Source organism: Tolypothrix sp. PCC 7601, assembly GCF_025677855.1.
GTDB lineage: Bacteria > Cyanobacteriota > Cyanobacteriia > Cyanobacteriales > Nostocaceae > Aulosira > Aulosira diplosiphon.
In genome coordinates, this window is record NZ_CP064879.1 from 6,640,443 (window position 1) to 6,664,277 (window position 23,835).

The 23,835-nt window shown below is 42.7% G+C and carries 26 protein-coding genes and 1 pseudogene; 11 read left to right on the top strand and 16 right to left on the bottom strand.

Annotated elements, in window-relative coordinates; translation table 11 throughout:
* Positions 1–16 precede the first annotated feature (16 nt).
* From HG267_RS26775 to ilvD, 4 genes are all read left to right on the top strand, one after another.
* Entirely contained in the window at positions 17–535 is a 519-nt protein-coding gene (locus tag HG267_RS26775) for an adenine phosphoribosyltransferase (RefSeq protein WP_045872268.1), read from the top strand.
* A gap of 97 nt (positions 536–632) precedes the next feature.
* Positions 633–1,682 carry an ABC transporter permease gene (locus HG267_RS26780; RefSeq protein WP_045872269.1) on the top strand — a complete coding sequence of 350 codons (1,050 nt, stop codon included), beginning with the start codon at positions 633–635 and terminating at the stop codon, positions 1,680–1,682.
* 63 nt (positions 1,683–1,745) lie between these two features.
* Positions 1,746–2,027 carry a hypothetical protein gene (locus tag HG267_RS26785; protein ID WP_045872270.1) on the top strand — a complete coding sequence of 94 codons (282 nt, stop codon included), beginning with the start codon at positions 1,746–1,748 and terminating at the stop codon, positions 2,025–2,027.
* 572 nt (positions 2,028–2,599) lie between these two features.
* Positions 2,600–4,288: a dihydroxy-acid dehydratase gene (gene ilvD, locus HG267_RS26790; protein ID WP_045872272.1), complete on the top strand. Its 1,689-nt coding sequence runs from the start codon at positions 2,600–2,602 to the stop codon at positions 4,286–4,288.
* 132 nt (positions 4,289–4,420) lie between these two features.
* Here the strand turns inward: ilvD and HG267_RS26795 are convergent, their stop codons facing one another.
* From HG267_RS26795 to HG267_RS26820, 6 genes are all read right to left on the bottom strand, one after another.
* Positions 4,421–5,377, bottom strand: coding sequence for an MDR/zinc-dependent alcohol dehydrogenase-like family protein (locus tag HG267_RS26795; protein WP_045872273.1), 957 nt, complete (start codon positions 5,375–5,377; stop codon positions 4,421–4,423).
* Between the two features lie 227 nt (positions 5,378–5,604).
* A complete protein-coding gene (locus HG267_RS26800) occupies positions 5,605–6,183 on the bottom strand; it encodes a hypothetical protein (RefSeq protein ID WP_045872274.1) in 579 nt (192 codons plus the stop codon).
* Between the two features lie 238 nt (positions 6,184–6,421).
* A complete protein-coding gene (locus HG267_RS26805) occupies positions 6,422–7,228 on the bottom strand; it encodes an inositol monophosphatase family protein (RefSeq protein WP_045872275.1) in 807 nt (268 codons plus the stop codon).
* A 190-nt stretch (positions 7,229–7,418) separates the two neighbouring features.
* On the bottom strand, positions 7,419–8,852 hold the full coding sequence (locus tag HG267_RS26810) for a BCD family MFS transporter (protein ID WP_045872276.1): 1,434 nt from the start codon (positions 8,850–8,852) through the stop codon (positions 7,419–7,421).
* Positions 8,853–9,141: 289 nt separating this feature from the next.
* A complete protein-coding gene (locus HG267_RS26815) occupies positions 9,142–10,632 on the bottom strand; it encodes a sensor histidine kinase (protein ID WP_309227796.1) in 1,491 nt (496 codons plus the stop codon).
* Between the two features lie 78 nt (positions 10,633–10,710).
* A complete protein-coding gene (locus HG267_RS26820) occupies positions 10,711–10,857 on the bottom strand; it encodes a ribbon-helix-helix protein, CopG family (RefSeq protein WP_045868487.1) in 147 nt (48 codons plus the stop codon).
* Between the two features lie 38 nt (positions 10,858–10,895).
* On the opposite strand from HG267_RS26820, the pseudogene HG267_RS26825 reads away from it, so the two are divergent.
* Positions 10,896–12,018, top strand: a pseudogene (locus tag HG267_RS26825) (RNA-guided endonuclease InsQ/TnpB family protein).
* A 33-nt stretch (positions 12,019–12,051) separates the two neighbouring features.
* Positions 12,052–12,483, top strand: a complete 432-nt coding sequence (locus HG267_RS26830) for a hypothetical protein (RefSeq protein WP_045872278.1) — start codon at positions 12,052–12,054, stop codon at positions 12,481–12,483.
* Here HG267_RS26830 and HG267_RS26835 read toward each other — a convergent pair.
* Entirely contained in the window at positions 12,430–13,101 is a 672-nt protein-coding gene (locus HG267_RS26835; RefSeq protein WP_045872435.1) for a response regulator transcription factor, read from the bottom strand. The genes HG267_RS26830 and HG267_RS26835 overlap by 54 nt on opposite strands.
* A 161-nt stretch (positions 13,102–13,262) precedes the next feature.
* On the opposite strand from HG267_RS26835, the gene HG267_RS26840 reads away from it, so the two are divergent.
* The 3 genes from HG267_RS26840 to HG267_RS26850 all read left to right on the top strand — a co-directional run bounded on the left by HG267_RS26840 (position 13,263) and on the right by HG267_RS26850 (position 15,170).
* Positions 13,263–13,568 carry a hypothetical protein gene (locus HG267_RS26840; RefSeq protein ID WP_045872279.1) on the top strand — a complete coding sequence of 102 codons (306 nt, stop codon included), beginning with the start codon at positions 13,263–13,265 and terminating at the stop codon, positions 13,566–13,568.
* Between the two features lie 129 nt (positions 13,569–13,697).
* Positions 13,698–14,333, top strand: a complete 636-nt coding sequence (locus HG267_RS26845; protein WP_045872280.1) for a hypothetical protein — start codon at positions 13,698–13,700, stop codon at positions 14,331–14,333.
* Positions 14,334–15,170, top strand: coding sequence for an intradiol ring-cleavage dioxygenase (locus HG267_RS26850; RefSeq protein WP_263419981.1), 837 nt, complete (start codon positions 14,334–14,336; stop codon positions 15,168–15,170).
* Positions 15,171–15,342: 172 nt separating this feature from the next.
* Here HG267_RS26850 and HG267_RS26855 read toward each other — a convergent pair whose 3' ends face one another.
* From HG267_RS26855 to nuoH, 7 genes are all read right to left on the bottom strand, one after another.
* Entirely contained in the window at positions 15,343–15,966 is a 624-nt protein-coding gene (locus HG267_RS26855; protein WP_045872281.1) for a TenA family protein, read from the bottom strand.
* Positions 15,967–16,126: 160 nt separating this feature from the next.
* Positions 16,127–16,918 carry a GNAT family N-acetyltransferase gene (locus HG267_RS26860; protein ID WP_045872282.1) on the bottom strand — a complete coding sequence of 264 codons (792 nt, stop codon included), beginning with the start codon at positions 16,916–16,918 and terminating at the stop codon, positions 16,127–16,129.
* A gap of 576 nt (positions 16,919–17,494) precedes the next feature.
* A complete protein-coding gene (locus HG267_RS26865) occupies positions 17,495–18,415 on the bottom strand; it encodes an NAD(+) kinase (protein ID WP_045872283.1) in 921 nt (306 codons plus the stop codon).
* A 6-nt stretch (positions 18,416–18,421) separates the two neighbouring features.
* Entirely contained in the window at positions 18,422–18,727 is a 306-nt protein-coding gene (nuoK, locus tag HG267_RS26870) for an NADH-quinone oxidoreductase subunit NuoK (protein WP_006199065.1), read from the bottom strand.
* 50 nt (positions 18,728–18,777) lie between these two features.
* The gene (locus HG267_RS26875) at positions 18,778–19,428 is read right to left on the bottom strand and encodes an NADH-quinone oxidoreductase subunit J (RefSeq protein ID WP_045872284.1); all 651 of its coding nucleotides are present in this window, start codon (positions 19,426–19,428) and stop codon (positions 18,778–18,780) included.
* 103 nt (positions 19,429–19,531) lie between these two features.
* Positions 19,532–20,116 (bottom strand): NAD(P)H-quinone oxidoreductase subunit I, encoded by a 585-nt coding sequence (gene ndhI, locus HG267_RS26880; protein ID WP_045872285.1) that lies wholly within the window; start codon positions 20,114–20,116, stop codon positions 19,532–19,534.
* Between the two features lie 123 nt (positions 20,117–20,239).
* Complete coding sequence (gene nuoH, locus HG267_RS26885) at positions 20,240–21,358, bottom strand: NADH-quinone oxidoreductase subunit NuoH (RefSeq protein ID WP_045872286.1); 1,119 nt, start codon at positions 21,356–21,358, stop codon at positions 20,240–20,242.
* A gap of 300 nt (positions 21,359–21,658) precedes the next feature.
* Here nuoH and HG267_RS26890 point away from each other — a divergent pair, with 300 nt between their 5' ends.
* Both HG267_RS26890 and HG267_RS26895 read left to right on the top strand, forming a co-directional pair.
* A complete protein-coding gene (locus HG267_RS26890) occupies positions 21,659–21,844 on the top strand; it encodes a hypothetical protein (protein ID WP_045872287.1) in 186 nt (61 codons plus the stop codon).
* A gap of 10 nt (positions 21,845–21,854) precedes the next feature.
* Positions 21,855–22,082 (top strand): hypothetical protein, encoded by a 228-nt coding sequence (locus HG267_RS26895; protein WP_155539441.1) that lies wholly within the window; start codon positions 21,855–21,857, stop codon positions 22,080–22,082.
* On the opposite strand, the gene HG267_RS26900 is transcribed toward HG267_RS26895, so the two are convergent.
* Both HG267_RS26900 and sixA read right to left on the bottom strand, forming a co-directional pair.
* Complete coding sequence (locus HG267_RS26900) at positions 22,079–23,215, bottom strand: citrate synthase (RefSeq protein ID WP_045872288.1); 1,137 nt, start codon at positions 23,213–23,215, stop codon at positions 22,079–22,081. The two genes, HG267_RS26895 and HG267_RS26900, sit on opposite strands and share 4 nt — an antisense overlap.
* A gap of 112 nt (positions 23,216–23,327) precedes the next feature.
* Positions 23,328–23,822: a phosphohistidine phosphatase SixA gene (sixA, locus tag HG267_RS26905; protein ID WP_045872289.1), complete on the bottom strand. Its 495-nt coding sequence runs from the start codon at positions 23,820–23,822 to the stop codon at positions 23,328–23,330.
* Positions 23,823–23,835: the final 13 nt, after the last annotated feature.

Consider the following 23,835-nt stretch of genomic DNA (forward strand, 5'->3'; position numbering starts at 1 on the left):
CCTAAGAGCGATTTTTATGGATTTAAAGTCTCTAATTCGTGAAATACCAGATTTTCCCAACCCAGGAATTGTCTTTCGAGATATTACGACGCTGCTGCGCGATCCTGACGGCTTACGCTACACTATTGACTTTTTTGCCCAACAGTGCATCAACAATGGACTGAATGCGGATTACATTGTGGGGATGGAGTCACGCGGTTTTATTTTTGGTTCTCCTTTAGCTTACAAATTAGGAGCTGGTTTTGTTCCCGCACGGAAAAAGGGGAAGTTACCAGCAGCAGTTCACTCCGTTGAATATGATTTGGAGTACGGCACAGATTCGTTGGAAGTGCATCAGGATGCGTTACCTGCAGGTAGCCGAGTTTTGATTGTGGATGATTTGATTGCCACAGGTGGAACTGCGAGTGCAACAGCAAAATTAGTCGAGAAGATTGGCTGCGAATTATTAGGCTTTGGGTTTATTATCGAGCTAAGAGATTTACAAGGACGTAAATATCTGCCAGATGTGCCGATTATCTCCTTGATTGAATATTAGCCAAGAGTCAAAAGTCTAAATTATCAAAATTACAGCATTTTGGCTCTTGAACACCACTTGTTCTCATTGGGATTTACCCAACACCTTTGACTAAACTATGACATCTTCTACAAAAATTTCTCTGGAGACAAGTCGAGACTGGCTAATTAGGCTAGTCACGAGTGAGACTTTTATTTATGTAATGAAAAGGCTATTACAGGCGCTACTGACTTTATTTTTGGCATCTGCATTGTCATTTTTCATTATTCAGTTGGCTCCAGGGGATTATGTAGATACATTACGGCAAAACCCCAAAATTTCCCCAGAAAGAATAGAGGAAATCAAGCGCCAGTTTGGTTTGGATAAGTCCTGGCCGGAGCAATTTGGGTTTTGGCTGTGGCGCATCTTTAGCAAAGGTGATTTTGGCACAAGTTTTGTGTACCAACGCTCGGTAGGGTCGCTGTTAGGAGAACGCATACAGGCAACGTTACTATTAGCGATCGCTTCTTTAATTGTGACATGGGCGATCGCTATTCCTTTAGGAATCGTTGCTGCGGTGAAGCAAAATAAGCTGGTTGACCGGGTTTTACAGGTAATTAGCTACGCTGGTCAAGGATTTCCCAGTTTTATCACTGCCCTCTTCTTGCTGATTGTCGCCCAAGTCACCTCACCTATTTTTCCTGTAGGTGACATGACTAGCATCAATCACTGGGAATTGAATTGGTTTGGCAGGGTTCTCGATGTTGCTTGGCACATGATTTTACCAACAATTGCCCTGTCAATTACCAGTTTTGCTGGTTTGCAACGCATCACTCGCGGCGAATTATTGGATGTTCTGCGTCAAGATTATATTCAAACGGCTCGTGCCAAAGGATTACCAGAAAACCGAGTCATTTACGTTCATGCGCTGCGTAATGCCATCAACCCTTTAATTACCTTATTGGGTTTTGAGTTAGCTGGCTTATTAAACGGTGCATTTATTGCCGAACAGTTCTTTAACTGGCCCGGTTTAGGAAGATTGGCTTTACAGGCTTTACAAGCTCAAGACTTATATTTATTAATGGCCAGCTTAGTCATGGGCGCAGTACTGTTAATTATCGGGAATTTAGCTGCTGATTTACTACTTAAAGCTGCAGATCCACGCATTCGCCTAGAGAATTTAAATTAGTCAACAGTCAACAGTTATTTGTGTCCTCCTTGTCTCCCTTGTCCCCCCTTCCCTTCCGTCTCCATGCTTTCCGAAGTTTATTATTTGGTACGTTCTAAATCTGATGGTCGTTATTTAACGGCTCGTCCCAATGCTGAAGCATCGGGTTATTTGTTGTTATTTAAAGAAAACTTTGATGCTCTTAGCTATCTCAACACCCACGCTGCAGAGGTAGCAAATCGCTTTTCTGTAGAATCTATTCCCGGTACACAGATAAATAGTTTACTCAAGCGTTGGGGTTTTAACGGTGTCGGTATTGTGACTGATCCTTTGTTACCCAAGGTTGAGTTTTTACAGCAAGGCTAAGACTATTTTGCTGAGATAGAAATCCTGCAGGAGTTGTGAAATTACTCGTTAAGGTATAAAACGGAGTACAGGCAATGAAAAACTCCACCCACAAGGGGATGGAGTTTTTGGGCATTGGGAATTGGGCATGGGGCATGGGAAAGAACATACCAATGCCCTATGCCCTATGCCCCAAGCGGCGGGGCAGCTATCCCTCTCCACCCACAAGGGGATGGAGTTTCCCGCCGCTTTCAATAAAAAGTATAAATTTACTCTTTGTTTCACAAATGAAATAGGAAAAATTCGATATCAATTAAATATATCAACTTATAAAAAAGTAAAATAGAGTCTTTTTTATTACTTCTTTGCGATATAATATGCGATCGCTTTACTGTATTTTGTCCGTCATGGCATTTGGCAGCGAAAAAAGCAGAATTTTTCAATTAAAGTGTTATGAACTTGTGCAATATTGTACTAAGTTAAATAACTAATAACGAATCAATCATGGCTCATGCTTTATCGTGCCGATTCTGCATGAGAAAATCAACTAACACGATCGCAACTGTTGCGATGATGGCAGAAAAGGAAAAAAGATGTCGGAGAATTTAAGAAGCCAAGTTGTAACGCAAGGGGTGCAGCGTTCGCCTAATAGAGCAATGCTGCGTGCAGTTGGTTTTCAGGATGAAGATTTTAATAAAGCCATTGTCGGGATTGCCAATGGTTACAGCACTATTACCCCTTGTAATATGGGGATTAATCAGCTCGCACAAAGAGCAGAAGCTGCTGTCAAAACCGCAGGAGCAATGCCGCAAATTTTCGGCACGATTACTATTAGTGATGGGATTTCAATGGGAACTGAAGGGATGAAATATTCCCTCGTTTCTCGAGAAGTAATTGCAGATTCAATTGAAACTGCGGTTACTGGACAAAGTATGGATGGCGTGCTGGCTATTGGTGGTTGCGATAAAAATATGCCAGGGGCAATGATTGCGATCGCCCGGATGAATATCCCTGCTATTTTTGTTTACGGTGGCACGATTAAACCCGGACACTATAACGGAAAAGATTTAACTGTTGTTAGTTCCTTTGAAGCTGTCGGTCAATATAGCGCCGGCAAAATTGACGAAAATGAATTAATACAAGTCGAACGTAACGCTTGTCCTGGTGCTGGTTCCTGTGGTGGGATGTATACAGCTAATACTATGTCTTCGGCTTTTGAAGCTATGGGGATGAGTTTACCCTATTCTTCTACGATGGCGGCTGAAGATGCAGAAAAGGCTGATAGTACAGCAAAATCGGCAGATGTGTTGGTGGAAGCAATTCGTAAACAAATCCTCCCCCGCCAAATCATCACCCGCAAATCTATAGAAAATGCCATTGCCGTAATTATGGCTGTAGGTGGTTCCACAAATGCCGTATTGCACTTTTTGGCGATCGCCCGCGCTGCTGGTGTGGAATTAACTATTGATGACTTTGAAACCATCCGTGGGCGCGTGCCTGTATTGTGTGATTTAAAACCAAGCGGTAGATATGTAGCTACGGATTTACACAAGGCTGGTGGTATTCCTCAAGTGATGAAAATGCTACTAGTACATGGTTTAATTCACGGTGATTGCCTGACAATTAGCGGTCAAACTATCTCTGAAGTCTTGGCTGATGTATCAGAAGAACCATCTCCTAACCAAGATGTGATTCGTCCTTGGAATAACCCAATGTATCCTCAAGGACACTTGGCTATTCTCAAAGGTAACTTAGCAACAGAAGGTGCTGTAGCAAAAATTACCGGGGTTAAGAAGCCGACAATTACCGGGCCAGCTAGAGTATTTGAGTCCGAAGAAGATTCTTTAGATGCAATTTTGGCAGGCAAAATTAAGCCAGGTGATATTCTAGTTATTCGCTACGAAGGGCCGAAGGGAGGCCCCGGTATGCGCGAAATGCTAGCTCCCACCTCAGCCATCATTGGTGCTGGTTTAGGCGATTCCGTCGGATTAATCACCGATGGGCGTTTCTCTGGTGGTACCTATGGCATGGTAGTGGGGCACGTTGCACCAGAAGCAGCAGTTGGTGGTGCGATCGCTCTTGTCGAAGAAGGCGATAGCATTACAATCGATGCACCTGCACGTTTATTACAGTTGAACATCTCCGAAGAAGAATTAGCACGCCGTCGTGCCAATTGGCAACCTCGCAAACCCCGTTATACCAAAGGTGTGCTAGGAAAATATGCCAAATTAGTAGCTTCTAGCAGCCTTGGTGCTGTTACAGATTTGGATTTGTTTGAATAGGGCATGGGGCATTGGGCATTGGGCATTGGGCATTGGGCATTGGGCATTGGGTAATTGGTCATAATAATTTCCCATTTTTCCCTTCCCCTTTTCCCCCTTCCCCTTTCTGCCCTTTTCCCTAGTCCCCAGTCCCTAATCCCCAATCTCCAACAACACCTTTAAAACACCTCGAGTTTGAGCTTGTTCAAAGGCTGCAAGTCCATCGCTGAGGTGGTAGCGGGCATGAATTAGTGGTTGTACGTCTAGTTGTTCGGTAGCTAGCAATTGTAGTGCGGCGGGAAAGGGGCCACAACGGGAACCGATGAGCGTGATTTCATCTACTACCAAAGACGAAACATCTAAGTTGAGATTGCCTGCATAGGTACTTTTGAGTACTAATGTACCGCGAGGACGGAGAGCGCGGCGGGCGATCGCAAATCCTTCGGGATTACCAGTACACTCTACGGAAATATCGAAAAATCTGTCTCTTACATCTGTGGCTGAACCTGTTTTAATCCCTCTCGCTGCAAGATTCGCCAGTTTTTCTGGATGACGACCTACTACTAAAAGTTCACAGCCTGTTAACGCTATTGTTTGTGCTACCAGTTGTCCTAGCTTACCATCTCCAACTACTAGGACTCTGTCATTTGCACTTAAAGCGACCTGTTGCTGAATTTCTAAGGCGGCTGCTATCGGTTCAGTGAATGTTGCTACTTCTGTGGGTACATTATCCGGTACAGAATGTAAATTCTCGACTGGTAAACAGAGGTATTCTGCAAAAGCTCCGTGGCGGTTAACAATTCCTAATACAGTGCGGTTTTCACAGTGAGTTGAATTACCACTACGACAAAATCGGCAATGTCCGCAGACTGCGTTAATTTCGCCAACAACCCGCCGATTTAGTAGGTTTTCTGGCCCTTGTTCCACAACACCAACAAATTCATGCCCTAAAATTCCCCTGTAGGGATAGTAGCCTCTGAGCAGTTCTAAATCAGTATTGCAAATACCTGCACGCAATACACGCACAAGAGCTTCTCCTGGTGGCGGTTCTGGAGTTGGGATGTCTGTGCGTAATTGCAATTGGTTGTTTTCGAGCCAAATTCCTTTCATGGTGATTAAGCCGCAATAACAGATACAAGTAGGCGGTGCATTTAAAGATAACTAATCAGGGCTGTCATTTGTCCTTTGTTCTTTGTCATTGGTAAGGGTTTATAGCCAATTTATGTGTCTTAACATTGTTTGGTTTATTTACACCGACTTACTTATTCTAAGTTTTGAGAGTGTATCAATTATTGTGCTGGTTAATTATTTCAATAGTGTGAAGTATAAAATTACTTTTATTTTTTGTCTTGGATTACAGTAGAGCCTTCATTATTATTTGCCTGAGTTCTACTTAACCAAATTACTAGATCCTCTGAATGGACTGCTATCTCATTACCTAAGGTTTTGATATAGAGAAGTCCGTCACTAATAGTTAAATCTCTAATGGGATACCAGGCATTTCTGTGTCTGATTAAGAGTTCTAAAGAAAAACCTAACTGCAAGGCATATTTACGGTATTTCCACCAAGCACGCCATAAGTGTACAGATTTAGTGCCATGCATCTTATAGCCACTGGGTATTTGACAGTATCGATACTCATAGAAACCCCGATGATCTATTTCTCCTGTCAAAATATAACTGTAGTCTGCTAATGCTTCGTTCATCACCTCCCAATGGGATGAAGTGGCATTAATTGAGAATGTTGCTGGCTCCTTCGCGAGTTCGGCTGTAGCAATCACTCCTTCGGCTTTTGTCATTACTTGGTTACTTCTATATACTGTTTGCGCTGTCAACACAGCGTTTGATAACAATACTTCCTGTTTTTGGATGGAATTATGAACAAATACTCGCATTAACTCTATATTGGACAACATGACTTTTTTATACTCAGTAAGCTAAATGCAATAATAGGTGAATGACAACACAGTATAAATGAGTTTCAAACTTACGCAAGTGCCATATTTTTGCAGATGTTGCCCAGGGTCAAATAATTTTAGATCTTAGATGTGAGATTTTAGGTTAGAGACTATAGGCAAATATGACAAAACCCTTGTTTAGCAAGGGTTTTGTCAGTATATTCTCTAACTAGAATAATTTTTTTAGGCAAGCTGTTTAAATTTTGACAGCAGACAAAAACGGTGTAAATACGGATACTAATTCTGGGCGACTAACTACAAGAGTAGGGAAAGAGCGATCGCTATAATCTACTCCTGGTGAAAGGGGAAACGGCTCTGATTTTAAAGATAACCACGTACCGCCAGCAGCTTGGACAATTACCCAAACGCCTGCTAAGTCCCAAACTTTCGGCGTGGCTTCCATCCCACCTAAAACTGCACCATTAGCAACTGTAAGAAAGTTATAGCTAGCTACACCCAGCATCCGAATTTTGCTTGGGAAGTCTGGCTGCATTGCGGCGGTGCTGCGAGAACAGAGATTAAAAAAGTGATTATTGCTAGGAGCATCGGGGCTAGTGTGAATGGGGTGATGATTAAGAAATGCTCCAGTTGGTGTAGCTAATCCCGATGTACCTGCCCAAAAACCATGAAAAGTTTGATTTAGTGGTGGTACATGAACATAACCAAAAATTGGAACTCCTTTATACAGTAAACCTAGAGAAATCCCCCAAATGGGAATACCCCGTGTAAAGTTAGTTGTACCGTCCAAAGGGTCAATTACCCAGCACCATTCTGTACCAGGGAAAGTCCGATCGCTCTCTTCAGTTAAAATACCGTATTCAGGAAAAGTAGAAGCGATCGCATCTCTAATTGTTTGATCTGCCCATTTATCAGCTTGCGTTACCAAAGTGCCATCAGCTTTATGTAAAGCTTGCACCCGCCCAAAATCCTGCATTAATTGCTTCCCCACTTTGGCAGTGGTGCTTTGGGCAAAATCAAGAATAGTATTCCAAAAATCATTCATTGATACATTCTCGCGCAAACCAGGCTTTCAGCCAAGCATTGGGGAATGGGGAACTCGGGGCCCCCTCTGGGGATAAGGGGTAATGGGGACTGGGGATTGGGGATTGGGGATTGAGGGATGAAGAAAATTACTCATTACTCATTACTCATTACTCATTACCAATGCCCTATGCCCTATGCCCCATGCCCACTTAATCTAAATCACTTTCTAATACAGAAGCGATCGCTTTTTTAGTGCTGGTTTGAAATTCTGCAACGTTGACGCGATTGAGAAACCAAATTGATACCAACATTCCTATGGCTTCTAAGACGAATACTAGTCCATAGGCTAGTTCTAAGCTGGGTAGTAAATTACGTCCTATATCTAAGACCGTACCACCAATTACTACAGCAATCCCTCGAGAAATTGACTGTGCTAGTCCCCATGCGCCAATAAATGTACCTGCGGCTTCGGCAGCTGTCAAATCTAGCATTAAGCTAATTGCTGCTGTGGTGACAAAACCAGTGGCTAAACCGAACAAAACTAAACCGAATTTCAAGAAAGCTGGATTCGCTGAGAAGCCGGAGAAGCCTAACAATAGCGAAGCACAAGCTACCAATATGCAGCCCAATTTGGCAGTCCTACGCTTGCCCAAACGCGGCACAATTACAAAGCCCGTTACGCCGTAGGAAATGAGGATACCCGTGCCATAGAACACGTTTAGCTTGGTACTTTCCGCTAAAGGCATATTAAAAACTTGCCCTGCATAAGGTTCCACAATCGGATCTTGCATAAACAAGCTGATAGTCATCACTAATAAAAAGGTGAAAAACAAGCCTGTTTGCCGACTAGCTGTTAAAATTCCCCATGCGTTACGTAAGCTGATGCTATCTTCGCGATTGACTACTTGGGAACGTCTGGAATAGAGTGAATACTTTTTCTCTACACCTAATGTCGCTGCGATCGCAAAACAAAATACAATAGCTGGCACAAGCATAAACAGCTTGTTGACGGCTGCTTGTAAAGTCGCTATGCTGGCTCCTGGTGTTAATTGCTTCAGTAAACTGGAACTAATAATTGCGCCAACAATAATTCCCACCATCAGCATCGACCAGACAACGCCAACTACTTTGGAACGGTTATCTTCTTCCGAGATATCCACCAACAAAGCAGCAAAAGCCGTACCACTAGCACAAATTGCTAACCCATAGACAGCAAAAACCAAGCACAGCAGTGCCGTCCAGCCCATAGTTTGAGTTGTCCATACCCAACCGCCAGCAGCTTCGGCAGCAAAATCCACCTGCCACATTACCTGCACAGATAAAAATGAGGCGATCGCAAATATTGCTGCTCCCACCCAAACATAAGCTGTACGATGATAGCCCCACATGGGTTTAGCATCTGATATCTGACCAAACCAAATACGCGAAGGCGAAACGAAAGCTGGGAGTGCTAGCACTAACGACACTAGGGTTGCTGGAATCGCAATTTCCTGAATCATGACTCTGTTCAGCACCCCCAGAGTCAGGATGGACATCATGCTCAACCCCATTTGAAACAAGCCTAGCCTAAACATGGTCAGCAGATTGACCCTTGGCACAGCTACGGAGTTTGTCGGAGAATCAAAGGCTTCACTGCTTGCCATAGCTAATTTTTCATAGGGAGAAATTCGTCTTTTAATTTAAAGATAAACCGAATTCTGCTAACAATTCCTAAGAATTTCGTCTTTTTAGCATCCTATTTTTAGGAGATTATGGCAAATAACCCTTGATTAAAGGGTAAAGGGAAAGACTCGTTGGTCTTCAACCTAAAAGTGTGGGCATTGCCAGATATTTGTTTTACATTTCTTGATGATAACCACTACTAACCATACATTTACTATCAATTACCAATTACCAATTACCAATTACCAATTACCCATTACCAACTACAAATTACTTTTTCATCGGTAAGCTTAAAGTAAAAGATGTTTGATTTGACAGCGTAGGGTCAAGGGTAAGTTTACCATTGTGAGCAATAGCTATTTCTCTTGAGAGGCTAAGTCCTAGACCTGTTCCCTCTACCTTTCTAGTTCGGGCTGGATCTCCACGATAGAAGCGGTCAAAAATGCGATCGCGATCGCTTGTGGGAATTTCTTGAGATGAATTGCTAATAGTAACTAATACTGTCTTTCCTTGCTGCCTAGCGTTAATTCGCATCCAACCTTCTGGAAGATTATATTTAATGGCATTGCTGAATAAATTTTGTAATACCTGAGTTAGTAAATCGCGATCGCCTTTTACCTTTAATCCGGGAGTAATCTCTGCTATCACTGCTAAATGAGGTGCTAGCAATTCCATATCCTCTACTATCTCGGCTAATATCTCGGACAAATTTACTTCCACTTGATGTAAATTCATTTTGCCGGCATCAGCTAAAGACAGCAACAACAGCTTGCGAACAATGCCACTGAGGCGAGATACTTCATCTAAAAGATTGCTGAGATTTTGTTGTAACTCTGAACCTGGTTCTGCTTTTTGCAAAGTTCGCTCTAGTTCACCTTGTAAAATTGCTATCGGTGTTTTCAGTTCGTGGGCTGCATCTCCACTGAAGCGAGAAGCCTGTTTAAAACTGCGTTCCAGGCGTTCTAACATCTGGTTAAACACCTGAATTAATTCTACAAATTCCGTATCTGTAGCAGCGATTGGCACTCTTTGATCCAATCCTTTCACCGTGACTTGGCGGATAGCAACAACTAACTCCCGGATGGGGCGCAAAGCCCCGTAAGACAGCAACCAAGCACTAGTAGTAATAATTAACAGGACAACGGGTATAGAAATCAGGAAAACATCACGGATAATCGCCATCTCCCGATCAATACCTTGCAAACTGACAGCGATCGCAATTTGGGATTCATGAAAAGCGATCGCACCGATGCGCCAAGTTCCTGTTTTCGTCCGTTGAGTGATTAATCGCGGAGGTGGGATATTAGGTGGACGTTCAGGAGGAAATCGTGGTCTGTCTGGAGGTGGTTGCGATGTTCCTGAAGTATTGGGTGGTCTTTGGCGATCGCGGCGGGGAAACTGAGATGGTAAAAACTTGGGTTGTGCAGGCCACAAACCATTTAAATTAAAATCAGCAGACCATAGCTCAGATCGATAAAGCGTTTGACCATCTCTATCTCTCACCAATAGGGCGATTGGCGTTTCTTTACCTGTCCCCAACTCCTGTGGTAATGATTTTTCAAATGCTGGCAAATAAGACTGCAAAATATCTTCTCTGGGCGGCTGAGGGCGACTCAATAAAGCTTCTAACTTTGCATCTAGTCGGCTAACCTTAGCCTCATGAATCAGCCACCAAGAAATACTACCAAACCCCGCCAGCGCACCACCAGCTAGCATGGCAAATAACAAAGCGATTCGGAGACGGAAGGAGTGGAGTTTCACGGTTGGGGATTGGGGACTAGGGAATGGGGAATGGGGAATGGGGAATGGGGATTGAGACAATTTACCAAAAAATTGGGTCTAAAGCCCCGTGCTTCTAGCACGGCTTTTCTTCAACTTCCGGATCATCTCTCTAAGTACGTCATTTTGAGTGCGATCTGTTTCTTCGCAGTATTTCAAAAGCGTTTCATACTCTTCATTAGAGCATCGAACTGTTAATTTCTTCATGCCGTCATATTGCCGTCGTTTTATGGTATAATACTAGCATGAAAACACTGAAGTTTAAATTGTACGAACACAAAAGGAATAGACACCTCAAGCGCACAATCAACGCTGCTGGAGTGATTTATAACCATTGCATTGCTCTACATAAAAGGTATTACCGGATGTTTGGCAAGCATTTAAACTGTGCAAAACTTCAGGCTCATATCGCCAAATTAAGAAAGCGTAATTCTTTTTGGCAATCAGTAGGTTCTCAAGCAGCACAAGATATTTGTCAACGCATTGAGAAAGCTTACCAATTGTTTTTCAAACACAATAACAAAGGAGTAAGACCACCAGGATTTAAGAAGGTCAAGAAATACAAATCGTTCACCCTTAAGCAGGCAGGTTATAAGTTTTTGGGTGGAAATAGGGTAAAAATTGGTAGTCGAGTTTACCAGTTTTGGAAGTCCAGAGAAATTGAGGGAACAGTCAAAACCCTAACTATTAAACGCACCCCGTTAGGTGAGTTATTTATGGTTTTGGTTGTTGATGAGGGTAGCTCAGAAGTTGAAGTTAAGACGGGTAAAATCGCTGGCTTTGATTTTGGGTTAAAGACATTCCTCACTTGCTCAGACGGCACTAAAATTGAATCGCCCCAATTTTTCAAGCAATCCCTAAGCGCCATTAAAAAAAGCAAGTTCGCGGCATTCCAAAAAGCTAAAAGGCTCATCTAACAGAGAACGAGCCAGAAAGAATTTAGTACGCAAGCATGAAGATATTTCCAACCGTCGGCGTGATTGGTTCTGGAAATTAGCTCATGAGCTAACAGATAGGTTCGATATTCTCTGTTTTGAGACTTTAAATCTCAAAGGAATGCAACGTCTTTGGGGCAGGCAAATATCAGACTTAGCGTTTGGTGAGTTTCTGCAAATCCTAGAATGGGTTGCCAAGAAGAAGAATAAACTGGTTGTCTTTATCGACCAGTGGTATCCAAGTAGCAAGACATGCTCTAATTGTAAACATATTCTAGAAAGTCTTGATTTGTCAGTTAGAGAGTGGCGTTGTCCTTCCTGTCAGTCAGTTAATGGAAGAGACGAAAACGCTAGTCGCAATATTTGTGCAGTCGGGGCATCGACTGTTGGCTTAGGTGATGTCAGACTGGCTACGCCAGCAATCGCTGTCTGAAGCTAGAATCCCCATGCCTTCAGGCTGGGGAGTATGTCAAGTTATAAACGTAAGGTGTTATTTGAAGGTTTGAACTCGGATGTTGAGGCTTTGAGGCTGAACGTTGAGGTTCTGAGGCTGAATGTTGAGGTTCTGAGGCTGAATGTTGAGGTTCTGAGGCTGAATGTTGAGGTTCTGAGGCTGAATGTTGAGGTTCTGAGGCTGAATGTTGAGGTTCTGAGGCTGGATGTTGAGGTTCTGAGGCTGGATGTTGAGGTTCTGAGGCTGGATGTTGCGGCTTTAAGCCTGGAAGTTGCGCCTTTGAGCCTGGAAGTTGCGCCTTTGAGCCTGGAAGTTGCGCCTTTGAGCCTGAAATTTAACTCTTGGACTCCAATTACCCAGTCCCCAATCCCCATTCCCCATTCCCCAACCTCAAGAATTCCGAAACCGATACCCAACTCCACGCACGCTTTCAATCCAAGTTAAGCCAGTTATTGAGTCAATCTTTTTGCGGATGCGTTGAATACAGACATCAACGACATTGGTGTTGGGGTTGAAATCATAACCCCACACATGTTCTAAAATTTGCGTGCGGGTAAAGACTCGCCCTGGAGAACGCATCAGGTATTCTACAAGATTAAATTCGCGGGTAGTAAGTTCGACTACCTGTCCATCACAAGTAACTTCTCGCGTAATCCGATCCAGCTTGATGGGGCCGACAGAAAGTAGATTTTGGCGATCGCCTAAACTCCGGCGCACTACTGCATGAATTCTGGCTGCTAACTCTTCCACAAAAAACGGTTTGGCTATGTAATCATCAGCCCCTAAGTTTAAACCTTCTAGGCGATCGTCTAGTTCATTCCGAGCTGTTAATAAGATTACAGGCGTATTCCGCCCTTTCTGCCGCAATTGTTTGAGAATCGATAGCCCATCCTTCCCCGGCACCATAATATCGAGAATTAGGGCATCGTATTCGTTATCTAAAGCCTTGAGATATCCTTCATCACCGTTGTCGCAATAGTCTACGACAAATCCCTGCTCCTTCAATCCATCTCGGACGAAGTTAGCAATTTTTGCTTCATCTTCGACAAACAGAACATTCACAAGTACAAGCATTCATTACTTTACTGATGGCTCCATTTTAAATTGATTACCCTGTAGCTCAAATTACAAAACTGTAATTCAGAAACTATGTGGTTTGTAATTTTGGGGTGGCTAAATCATAAATATCAACACCACTCCACTACTTCAAAAGGTTGATTGTTATGAAAATTCGTCAAATGTTAGCCGTAGCCACGATTCCTTTTGTAATTGGTTCATTTGCATTTGCACCTAGTCAAGCCAAAGCTGAAGCACCATCCCATCAGCATGAACAAATAGCCCAACAAACCGATAGACCACTTATTGAACAGCAACAACCTAATAAAAAACCACAAGCTAGGCATCAAAAACCCCGTCCTCAACAGAAAAAGCGTTCTCCTCAACGCCCCCAGCAACACCAAAATCGTCAAAATCCCCAAGCCAATAATTTGGGTTTAGAAGAAATTCAGGTAAAACCCAATTACCGTTAATCACAACACTGGTAATTTTGTTCAGCCAATCCACTTAAATTACAAAACTGTAATTGATCATGAGGGCGAATTGTAATTTTGGGTTGGCTTAATCAGAAATATAAACAAACTATCTATTGAGGAAAGATCATGAAATTTCGTAGAACATTAATAATTACAGCGATTCCTGTTTTGTTGGGTACAGTTGGTTTAATCTCACTTCAGCAAGTAGATGCTGCTAATAAATTTCAGCACATTGCTCAGAATTCACAACCACCCAACGAACCCCAGGACGGGCAAAGAAGACCACCTCATCCTGATTTCGCAGCAGCGGCTACTAAGTTAGGTATCACAGAACAACAACTAAAGGATGCTTTAGGTGTTCCTGCTAATCCTCCCACTCCAGGCGATCGCAATCAGCAACGCCCACCTCGACCAGATTTTAAAGCGGCCGCGGCTAAGTTAGGTATTACAGAACAAAAATTAAAAGATGCGTTAGGAGTTCCCGCTAATCCTCCAGGTGAAGGCGGTAATCATCAGCATCCACCTCGGCCTGATTTTAAAGCAGCGGCTACTAAGTTAGGTGTCACAGAACAACAATTAAAAGATGCGTTAGGAGTTCCCGCCAATCCCCCCACTCCCGGCGAAGGCGGAAATCAGCAGCGTCCACCTCGACCAGATTTTAAAGCGGCGGCTACTAAGTTAGGTGTGACAGAACAACAATTAAAGGATGCATTGGGAGTTCCCGCCAATCCTCCAGGCGATCGCCCTGAAAAAAATAGATAATTGAGATATTCAGAAGCTAAAAATATTGTGGGGTGGGAATTTTACCCGCCTTACAAAATTACCAGAGAAATTTATAGTAATATCTCTGACAACAAGACTGTGAACAACAACAATCAGCAACTAAATTGGATTTTGAACCGCAGACAAACACTAGCTTTATTCAGAGTAGCTGGAACTGCAATACTGGTAGGATGTCTCCCCAGAAAGTTTCAATCTGTGCAAGCACAATCAAGTTTACCTGGGTGTGTAATTAGGCCAGAACAGACCGAAGGCCCATATTTTGTAGATGAAAAACTCAACCGTTCTGACATCAGATCCGATCCCGCAGATGGTTCAGTAAAAGAAGGTGTACCGCTACAACTGACACTGCGAGTTTCTCAAGTTAGTAATAATCAATGTCAGCCTTTAGCAAATGCGATTGTAGATATTTGGCATTGTGACGCGCTAGGCGTTTATTCAGACGTGGAAGATCCACGCTTCAATACCATTGGTAAAAAGTTTTTGCGTGGATATCAAGTAACAGACGCAAACGGAACTGTCCAATTCACAACCATTTATCCGGGTTGGTATCAAGGTAGAACAGTACATATTCACTTCAAAGTACGCACACAAGGGACATCAAACCAGAGTTACGAATTTACCTCACAACTATATTTTGATGATGCCATGAGCGATCGCGTATATACACAACCCCCATACGCCAGCAAAGGACAGCGCACACTCAATAACTCACAAGACGGGATTTTCAACGATGGTGGACAGCAATTGCTACTCAACCTCACCAAAACCAGCCAAGGTTACGCCGCAACCTTCGATATTGGGATGCAAACAGCTTGAGCAGTCTTGTGTATATTTGCCCCAATAATAAGAGCGATCGCATTAATTTAGGTAAAAGGTGAAAGGGTATAAAATTTTTTTACCCTTTTCCCCTTAACCTTTCCCCCTTAACCTTTCCCCCTTACCCTTCCCCCCTTAACCTTTTCCCCTTACCCTTTCCCCCTTAACCCATTCACAAACCTTCCCACGCTGCTTGAAAAAAGTCACGTTCACAGAACATAGCATAGCGGTAAGTAGAGTTTACCAACGCTGTAGCACTGGCGTAACTATCAACTAAACTTTCTAATTGTGCTGCTAATGGCTGAAAATCTGTACTACTGTAAGTCCGAATCCAGTTTGCATAAAGATGATCCGGAATGCCATCTTTAGCTAACTGTTCTCCTAAAAATGCATACAAACGCATACAAGGAGACATCGCCGCAGCTGTTAAACCCACATCTCCACCCCAAGCTGTCGCTAATAAAAAGTCAGTATACCGACGGGTGGCTGCTCCTGGTTGTACAGAATGCAAATTTACTCCCCACTCAGCAGCATATCCCTCATGTAGCCGCAATTCTTGCAAAACACCATCAGCTAGACTATGAAATATCGTAAATCCTTGCCAATCTGGTGCTTTAGCGGCGGCGATACTGTAAGCACGAGCAAAAGCTTCTAAGAAAAAAGCATCTTGTCCTACATAGTAAGCAAATTTATCTTGCTCCAGAGTACCTTTAGCAATACCTTGCACAAAAGGATGATTTAAACAAGCTTGAGCTAAATCTTGATTTGCTATCCATAATTCATTAGATATCGTCATCGTTCAAAAAATTTAGGATTTTATATTTTGCATTAAACCCATCGTAAATGTAGGGTGTGTTGTCGCGTAGCGCAACGCACCTTCTAATTCAAATTATTTATTTAAATCAACATAAATTGTTGGGTTAATATTACATAATTAAAATAAAGCACCCATTTACTTAACTAGGCAAATGCCTTTTAATAAATTCTTCTATACTTGATATAGTTAAAAAATCGATAGTTTTGAACTGCCTATCAATAGCTGGAAGACTACATATTTTTGCACCAATGCTTAAATATGCTTGCAAAATATTAGGAATGTTAACATTGCAAGAATCTGGACAATTTGGACTAATTTCTAGAGAGTATTGTAAATTTGGATATACTAAAATGCTTGGATGCATTAAATTATGACGCTGAAAATAATGATAAGCACAAGCAGCTTGCCAAGGATTTTGTGTCAGTAGCGATGCACATCCAAAAAAATATTTACAGCGACTAAGAATTAGATAATTTGCTAGCCCTTGCCATAGTAATAAAAGTGATTGACTATTGCGATATTCTTTAGCTATACAAGCACGTCCAACTTCCACAGACATTTGCAGCACATACTCGGGAATCGCATTAAGATTAAATATATCAGCAGCATCAAAACCTAATCCTTTAGAAGCCATCGTATAGGTTTGCATCCGATAGGTTCCTATAGTTTTACCAGTAACTTGAGAAATCAACATCAAATGATGGCAAACATTATCAAACCTATCTCGATCCATTTGGCTCAAGTTAGAACTAGATAAACCTAAATTTAACTCAAGATTAAAAACTTCAAAGCGTAAACGAAATATAGATTCTAACTCTTCTTCTGTTGAAGCAAGTTTTAAAAGATAATTTTGGCTTTGTAAAATTGGAAAATCTTGAAATAATGAAGGAGGACTAAGTGGCTGATAGATGTTGTGGCAAGAGATTTCCATCTGTCTTCCTACGGGAAATTTGAAAAATATCCTACTGATAAAAATCAACAATTAAACATCAAAAACTATTCCTGATGTTAAGAGAAATTTAAAGATTATAGAGTTTTGATACCAATTTGAAAAAAGAAGGCGATAGATGGATTAGTAAGACTGTAATACAGATAGTAATTCCCAATCCAAAATCTAAAATCTAAAATCCAAAATGGTATGAGATAGGTTGTTTGTATTATGAACAGAATTGCTAAAAAAATCTGGCAATAAGATACAAAATGTTTAATAAATGTTATGCATTCATAGCTTTGGTATAACATTCTCACAGAGAGACAAAAAACCCTCGGAATTATCCGGGGGCTTGTATATTTTTTACAGGTCTGATCAAAACCATTGAATTATCTATCATTTGTCAATGACAAATTTTCCACAATAGTTAGGATGACTAATAGTGCGATGTCTACGATGGGCTACGCCTACGCACTATATTTTCATCATGTTTCCTTTCCCTGAAGATAGACAAGAATCAGGGAAGGATATCACTTTGGCAATTGGTAGATGCGTAATTGTCCAGATATCAGACAATCAATTGCGGTGATTATTACTGTAGCGAACCCTAGTACCTGCCCAAAGTAACTTCTCTCGCAACGTTTGATAATATGAATTGTTCTCCCGCAAAATGATAAATTTAGCTCGACAATCAGCCATCCGCACATCAACGCGGTGTCCTGGCCAAATTGAAGTAGCTAAAACCCCATCTGTCCACAGCTTAGTACTCAAATCATAATCCCCCAAAGGCCAAATGCTGACCACAGAACCAGGGGGTAAGACGAGGGGACGACTAGAAAGGCTCATGGGGCAAATGGGAGTGATGGTAATCGCTTCCATACCATCGTGCATAATTGGGCCATTGGCGGAAACGGTGTAACCAGTGGAACCCGTGGGAGTAGAAATAATTAACCCATCGCCAACATATTGATCGACTACCTCACCATCAATTTCCATTTCCAAAATTGAGGTAATCATGCGATCGGCAGAAGCGGGTTTGACACAGAATTCATTCAAAGCCAAATAGCGTTCGCTGACTGGTTCTAAATTCGGGCCATAACCCTCAAAAACTGCCGCTTGCAACATCATTCGCCGCTGGATAGCATAGCGATCCTCAAAGAGTCGATCCCAAACTTTTTCCGTATCTTGAAATTCTTCAACGGATTCAGTTAAGAACCCCAGATGACCTCCCACATTCACTCCCAGAATGGGGATGCCAACTGGAGCGAGATGTCTGGCACCTGTTAATACAGTGCCATCACCACCAAGTACCAATGCCAAATCAATTGGTTGACCTGCGGAAGCTAAGAACACCGGATAAGGGTTATCTTTTGGGCCGCTAGGCCCCATCAACACATGACACTGGCGATTTTCTAGTTGTTTAGCACAGATTTCTGCCCAACGTTTACTTTGGGCATCCCGTGCCTTATAAGCAATGATTACCTGCTTGAGTTGCACGCAAAATTACCACTTCAGGAGATTAAACTGCTCCATATCGACGGTATCACGGTTGCGATAAATGGCAAGCACGATCGCTAAACCTACCGCCGCCTCGGCTGCGGCCACGGTGATCACAAAAACGGTGAACACTTGACCTTTAATTAATGTTGAGTCCAAGAAGTTGGAAAATGCCATTAAATTCAAATTAACAGCATTTAGCAGCAACTCGATTGACATCAGTACCCGCACAGCGTTGCGGCTGGTAATCAAACCGTAGATGCCTATACAAAATAAAGCAGCTGCAAGTAATAAAAAGTACTGGAGTTGCATGAATCTTTGGAGTTTTTATTGAGATATCGTTTGTTAGTTGTTGCTTTGCCTTATTCGCGGCGAGAACTGCCACGATATACGGGAGTATCGCCAGAGTCATTGCGAATGCTACCGATTGCTGCCATTTCTTTCGGACGTTCTGGCAAAGTTAAAACACTTTGTGCCTGTTCGGTAGTGTCTGCATCTGGTAAGTATTCGCGACGCGCCAAAATAATTGCTCCCACCATCGCCATCAACAACAAAACGGAAGCTAATTCAAAAGGTAGGAGAAAATCCGTAAAGAAATGCTGGCCAATCACAACTATTGAACTTTCGCCAGTTACAGGATTTGTTGCGTAAGCCCAAGGCGTTGCCAAGATCATTGTGCTTAAAAGCCCAAACAATCCCAAGCTGACTACACCTGTAAAGATTTTTCGTAGTCCAGCACTAGGATAAGGCGCAAAATCTTGCCGCTTGTTAACCAACATGATCGCAAACAAGATCAGTACGTTAACTGCACCAACATAAATCAGCACTTGTGCTGCTGCTACAAAGTCGCCATTGAGCAATAAATACAGCCCAGCTATGCTGATGAACACCCCACCCAGCAAAAAGGCTGAATAGACGATACTAGAAGACAACACTACACCTAATGCTGCCCCAATCATCATTACAGCCAGTATGCCAAAGGAAACAATCTGTACTCCTTCTGCTAGATTCACTGTTTTTTGTCCTCAATCACTTGTCGTTGGTCATTAGTCATTAGTCATTAGCCATTAGTCATTAGCAAAGGACAAATGACAAAGGACAGATGACTAAATCAATTTATTTTTCTGTTTGTTCTACCAGGTCTTCTGGACGCGCACCAGGACGGGGAGCATCAGCAGGTAGATCGTGGGGTTCCATGACACCCTTAGGCAGATAAACTAATTCGCGTAGTGGTGTCACCATTGGGTCGTTGGTTACCTTGTAAGGTAAGCGTCCCAAGGCCACGTTATCATAGTTCAACTCATGGCGATCATAAGTGGATAGCTCGTAATCTTCCGTCATGGAAAGACAGTTAGTTGGGCAATATTCCACACAGTTACCGCAGAAGATACAAACTCCAAAGTCAATACTGTAGTGATTGAGCTTTTTCTTTTTGCTGGCTTTATCGAATTCCCAATCAACTACAGGTAGGTTGATAGGGCAAACACGCACACAAACTTCACAAGCGATACATTTATCAAACTCAAAGTGAATTCTGCCGCGAAAACGTTCACCAGGAATTAATTTTTCGTAAGGGTACTGTACAGTAATTGGCCGCCGACGCATATGGTCAAAGGTTACAGATAACCCTTGACCAATGTAACGACCAGCTTGTACTGCTTCCTTGGCATAATCGCCAACTTGCTTCAGGAACTTTAGCATTGTGTTTTACTCTCTCTGTTGTTCTTTATTAGTCATCAGTCATCTCTTACAAAGTTCTGATCGGAGAAAACCTCCGCTCAGACTTTGCGCTTTGTCATTGGGAAGTTGACAAATGACTGATGACTAACCTCCAAAGGCGACGGGAAAAGCTAGTTTCAGGGCGGCGGTTAATAGCAGATTAACCAAACCAACTGGTAGTAAGAACTTCCATCCTAGATCTAACAATTGGTCAATCCGTACCCGGGGTACTGTCCAGCGCAACAAAATGGCTACAAATACTAGTAAGTAAGCTTTGAGTACGGTCATAATGATACCCAAAGATGCAGTGACAACCTGCAATACTGGATTGAGTTCACTAACACCTAGCCAATTAGCGATCGCACTGATGGGAATGGGAAAATCCCAACCACCGAGGTATAAAATAGCAACAAGTAAGCTAGAAAGGATTAAGTTAACGTAGGAACCCAGGTAGAATAAACCGAATTTCATACCGGCATATTCTGTTTGATAACCTGCTACTAGTTCTTCTTCGGCTTCAGGTAAGTCAAAGGGTAAGCGTTCACACTCAGCTAGAGCGGCTATCCAAAAGATTAAGAAACCTGCTGGTTGTCGCCAAATATTCCAACCCAAAATGCCGTAACCAGATTGTTGGTTAACAATATCAACGGTGCTGAGGCTGTTAGACATCATTGCGATCGCTAACACACTCAGCGCCAGGGGAATTTCATAACTAATTGACTGCGCTGCGGCCCTTAAGCCCCCTAAGAGCGAGTATTTGTTATTGGATGCATAGCCAGCCATCAATAAGCCAATTGGCTGAATGCTAGACAAGGCAATCCATAAAAAGACCCCCATGCCAACATTTGTAATCACAATGTTCTGTCCAAAGGGCACAATCAGAAACGACAGAAACACTGGAATGACAACAATGATGGGGCCGAGAGTAAACAGCCAGGGGTCGGACTTGGCTGGTACTATATCTTCTTTAAAGACGAGCTTCAAACCATCTGCGACTGGTACCAGCAAACCAAAAGGCCCCATGTATTCCGGGCCAATCCGCTGTTGAGCTGCGGCGGAAATTTTCCGCTCTAGCCATGTAGCTACTAATACTCCCACTGTTGCCCCAATTAGCATCAGTATCATCGGCAGAGGCATCCAAATCGCTTTGGCTGCGTCTGGTGGTAATCCTAAATCCGTGAGGGATTTAATAAAAGTTCCTTGGAGGTCAATTCCTGAATTCATGTTTCCGCTCTTTAAGTCAACTGAAATGTGAAGTATGAAGTATGAATAAGAAAATTTCAGCCTTCAACCTTCATCCTTGATCCTTGGATGATTACATTTAATTGATGATGATTTGCCAATTCCCATGTTTAGTATATCGTTGGATGGTTTTAGCCCTCCCAACCTAGATATCAAGATCTACTTATGGTTGGGATTGGGATTTACAAATCACAAACCCCCATTTACTTAGCTAAAATCAAAACTTAGGAGAGAAGCGTTGCACAGCAATATGGGCACATACTGCCTCTAAATTCAGCACAAATGTTTCCGCCTCCATTGTGGCAACGGTTTTCGCTTTCTACAAGTTTGATAATTTGCCAGAAATGGGGGCTGGGATTACTAGTACTCCACCAACCCAACTGTGAAGGTACAGAAATAAATCGCCTAGACAGGTTAGTGGGCTTTGCTTTGGTTGCTAATGTCGTAGCTAAGGCTTCAGCCAGATAGGGAACAAAGATTGTCAAGAAAGCGGGAAAAAAGAGAAATAGCAGAGTGGCTTTGGTGGACTACTAGTAAAGCTTGTATCAGCCCTACCATCGCCTCTGGCTGCCGCTGCTTCTACAAAAAAGCGATCGCCAACGCTCAAGCGGAGTTACTTGAAAATTATTTCCCCTGCCATAGCGCTTTTTTACGTTACCTATCTACCAAACAGTACCAAAGACCAGGAATTTTGACAGTTAATTAGCGCTGGTCAATGGGGATATAAGGAGCTTCATGCAGACCATTGTAAACCTGAGTGGGACGGAAAATCCGGTTTTCTTCTAGCTGTTCTTTCCAATGAGCTAGCCAACCAGCAACACGGGCGATCGCAAAAATTGGTGTAAATAAGTCGGTGGGAATGCCCATTTTTCTATACACCAATCCTGAGTAAAAGTCAACGTTAGGATAAATCCCTTTGTGACCTAATTTTTCGGCTACTACCCGTTCCATCTCTTGGGCGATTTCATAGTACTTGTCTTCGCCAAATTTGGAAAACAGTTGCTCTGCCAAGTTTTGCAAAATCGTGGCTCTGGGGTCTTTCACCTTATACACGCGATGCCCAAAGCCCATGATTTTCGCTTTGCGCTGCATGAGATCTTCAACGTAGGGACGAACATTAGCTACAGAGCCAATTTCTTCTAGCATTTGAATAACTTCTTCATTTGCGCCGCCATGCAAGGGGCCGCCTAAGGTTCCCACCGCACTTGCAACCACGGCATAGGGATCTGTGAGGGTAGAAGCCGTCACCCTAGCGCTAAAGGTAGAAGCATTCATCGTATGCTCGACATGAAGTATCAAGCAAATATCAAAAATTTTCGCTGCCAACGGATCGGGTTCTTTCTCGTTGAGCATATACAGAAAGTTAGCGGAGTAGTCCAAGTCATCCCGTGGGCGCACGGGGTCATTTCCTTTCCGCATCAACTGGAACGCCGCTACCATTGTGGGAATAGTAGCGATTAAGCGCACCACAGAATCTCGAATGTAGGCGGGATTATGTAAATCCCGAAGAGAATAGAACAGGCCTAATGCAGCAGCTGAGGCTTGTAAAGCATCCATAGGGTGTCCGCTTTCAGGAAAGCATTTCATCATGTCTCGGATGCGATATTTGATTCGTCTGTGGAGACGAACTTCCTCTTCAAATGCTGCTAGTTCTTCTTTACTTGGCAATTCACCCCAAATTAGAAGATAAGCAGTTTCCAAAAATGTACTTTTTGCTGCTAACTCCTCAATCCGGATGCCACGATATTCTAGTATTCCCTTTTGCCCGTCAACATAGCTGATACTGGATTGGGCAGCAGGAATGCCTTCCAACCCGGGCTTATATTCGCACACCGACATGGCAACACCATCTGCTTTGTGAAAGATTTGCTCAGGCTAACTTACCAGAAATCGTTATTGCAAGAACAGTTTACAGTTATAATCTAAGTCCTTTCATAACTGTGAAAAACCGTTAAAGCAAGTACTTGGGTGGTGTCAACCAAAACATCTGACTACGACCCAGGGGAGAGCCTATTTCTGGTAGTTTTATCCCGATCATACCTGCTTTTTTCAAGACTAAACCTGCTTTGACTTCCCCCCAAAGAAGAATTTCTGCCCATTGGCTCAAACAAGGTTCGTGTCCTACTACGGCAAGTCGGGCATTTGGGGCATAATTACTAGGCTCTAACCACTGTTTCACCCAATTATCGATATTACCATCAGGTGTCAGGTGATGAGATTCTTCTATCTGAGAACTTAATCCGGCTGCACTCAAAATCTCTGCTGTTTGTCGCGCCCTAGCTAAGGGGCTGGTAACAATTAAATCAAAGTGCAAACCCAACTTTACTAGACTTTTTGCAACTTTTGCTGTTTTTTGTCTTCCTTCTTTAGTAAGAACTCGCTCTTCATCTTGAATATCAGCAGTCCTCTCTTCGGCTATCCCATGACGAATCAAATATAATTCCATATTTGCTGATGTT

Coding starts and splice junctions, on each gene's coding strand:
- HG267_RS26900 (WP_045872288.1), bottom strand. CDS start 23,215: ATGTCGGTGTGCGAATATAAGCCCGGGTTGGAAGGCATTCCTGCTGCC.
- sixA (WP_045872289.1), bottom strand. CDS start 23,822: ATGGAATTATATTTGATTCGTCATGGGATAGCCGAAGAGAGGACTGCT.
- HG267_RS26785 (WP_045872270.1), top strand. CDS start 1,746: ATGCTTTCCGAAGTTTATTATTTGGTACGTTCTAAATCTGATGGTCGT.
- HG267_RS26795 (WP_045872273.1), bottom strand. CDS start 5,377: ATGAAAGGAATTTGGCTCGAAAACAACCAATTGCAATTACGCACAGAC.
- HG267_RS26860 (WP_045872282.1), bottom strand. CDS start 16,918: ATGGAAATCTCTTGCCACAACATCTATCAGCCACTTAGTCCTCCTTCA.
- HG267_RS26820 (WP_045868487.1), bottom strand. CDS start 10,857: ATGAAGAAATTAACAGTTCGATGCTCTAATGAAGAGTATGAAACGCTT.
- HG267_RS26800 (WP_045872274.1), bottom strand. CDS start 6,183: ATGTTGTCCAATATAGAGTTAATGCGAGTATTTGTTCATAATTCCATC.
- HG267_RS26830 (WP_045872278.1), top strand. CDS start 12,052: ATGTCAAGTTATAAACGTAAGGTGTTATTTGAAGGTTTGAACTCGGAT.
- HG267_RS26805 (WP_045872275.1), bottom strand. CDS start 7,228: ATGAATGATTTTTGGAATACTATTCTTGATTTTGCCCAAAGCACCACT.
- HG267_RS26775 (WP_045872268.1), top strand. CDS start 17: ATGGATTTAAAGTCTCTAATTCGTGAAATACCAGATTTTCCCAACCCA.
- nuoK (WP_006199065.1), bottom strand. CDS start 18,727: ATGCAACTCCAGTACTTTTTATTACTTGCAGCTGCTTTATTTTGTATA.
- HG267_RS26890 (WP_045872287.1), top strand. CDS start 21,659: ATGTTTCCGCCTCCATTGTGGCAACGGTTTTCGCTTTCTACAAGTTTG.
- HG267_RS26840 (WP_045872279.1), top strand. CDS start 13,263: ATGAAAATTCGTCAAATGTTAGCCGTAGCCACGATTCCTTTTGTAATT.
- ilvD (WP_045872272.1), top strand. CDS start 2,600: ATGTCGGAGAATTTAAGAAGCCAAGTTGTAACGCAAGGGGTGCAGCGT.
- HG267_RS26845 (WP_045872280.1), top strand. CDS start 13,698: ATGAAATTTCGTAGAACATTAATAATTACAGCGATTCCTGTTTTGTTG.
- HG267_RS26780 (WP_045872269.1), top strand. CDS start 633: ATGACATCTTCTACAAAAATTTCTCTGGAGACAAGTCGAGACTGGCTA.
- HG267_RS26855 (WP_045872281.1), bottom strand. CDS start 15,966: ATGACGATATCTAATGAATTATGGATAGCAAATCAAGATTTAGCTCAA.
- ndhI (WP_045872285.1), bottom strand. CDS start 20,116: ATGCTAAAGTTCCTGAAGCAAGTTGGCGATTATGCCAAGGAAGCAGTA.
- nuoH (WP_045872286.1), bottom strand. CDS start 21,358: ATGAATTCAGGAATTGACCTCCAAGGAACTTTTATTAAATCCCTCACG.
- HG267_RS26810 (WP_045872276.1), bottom strand. CDS start 8,852: ATGGCAAGCAGTGAAGCCTTTGATTCTCCGACAAACTCCGTAGCTGTG.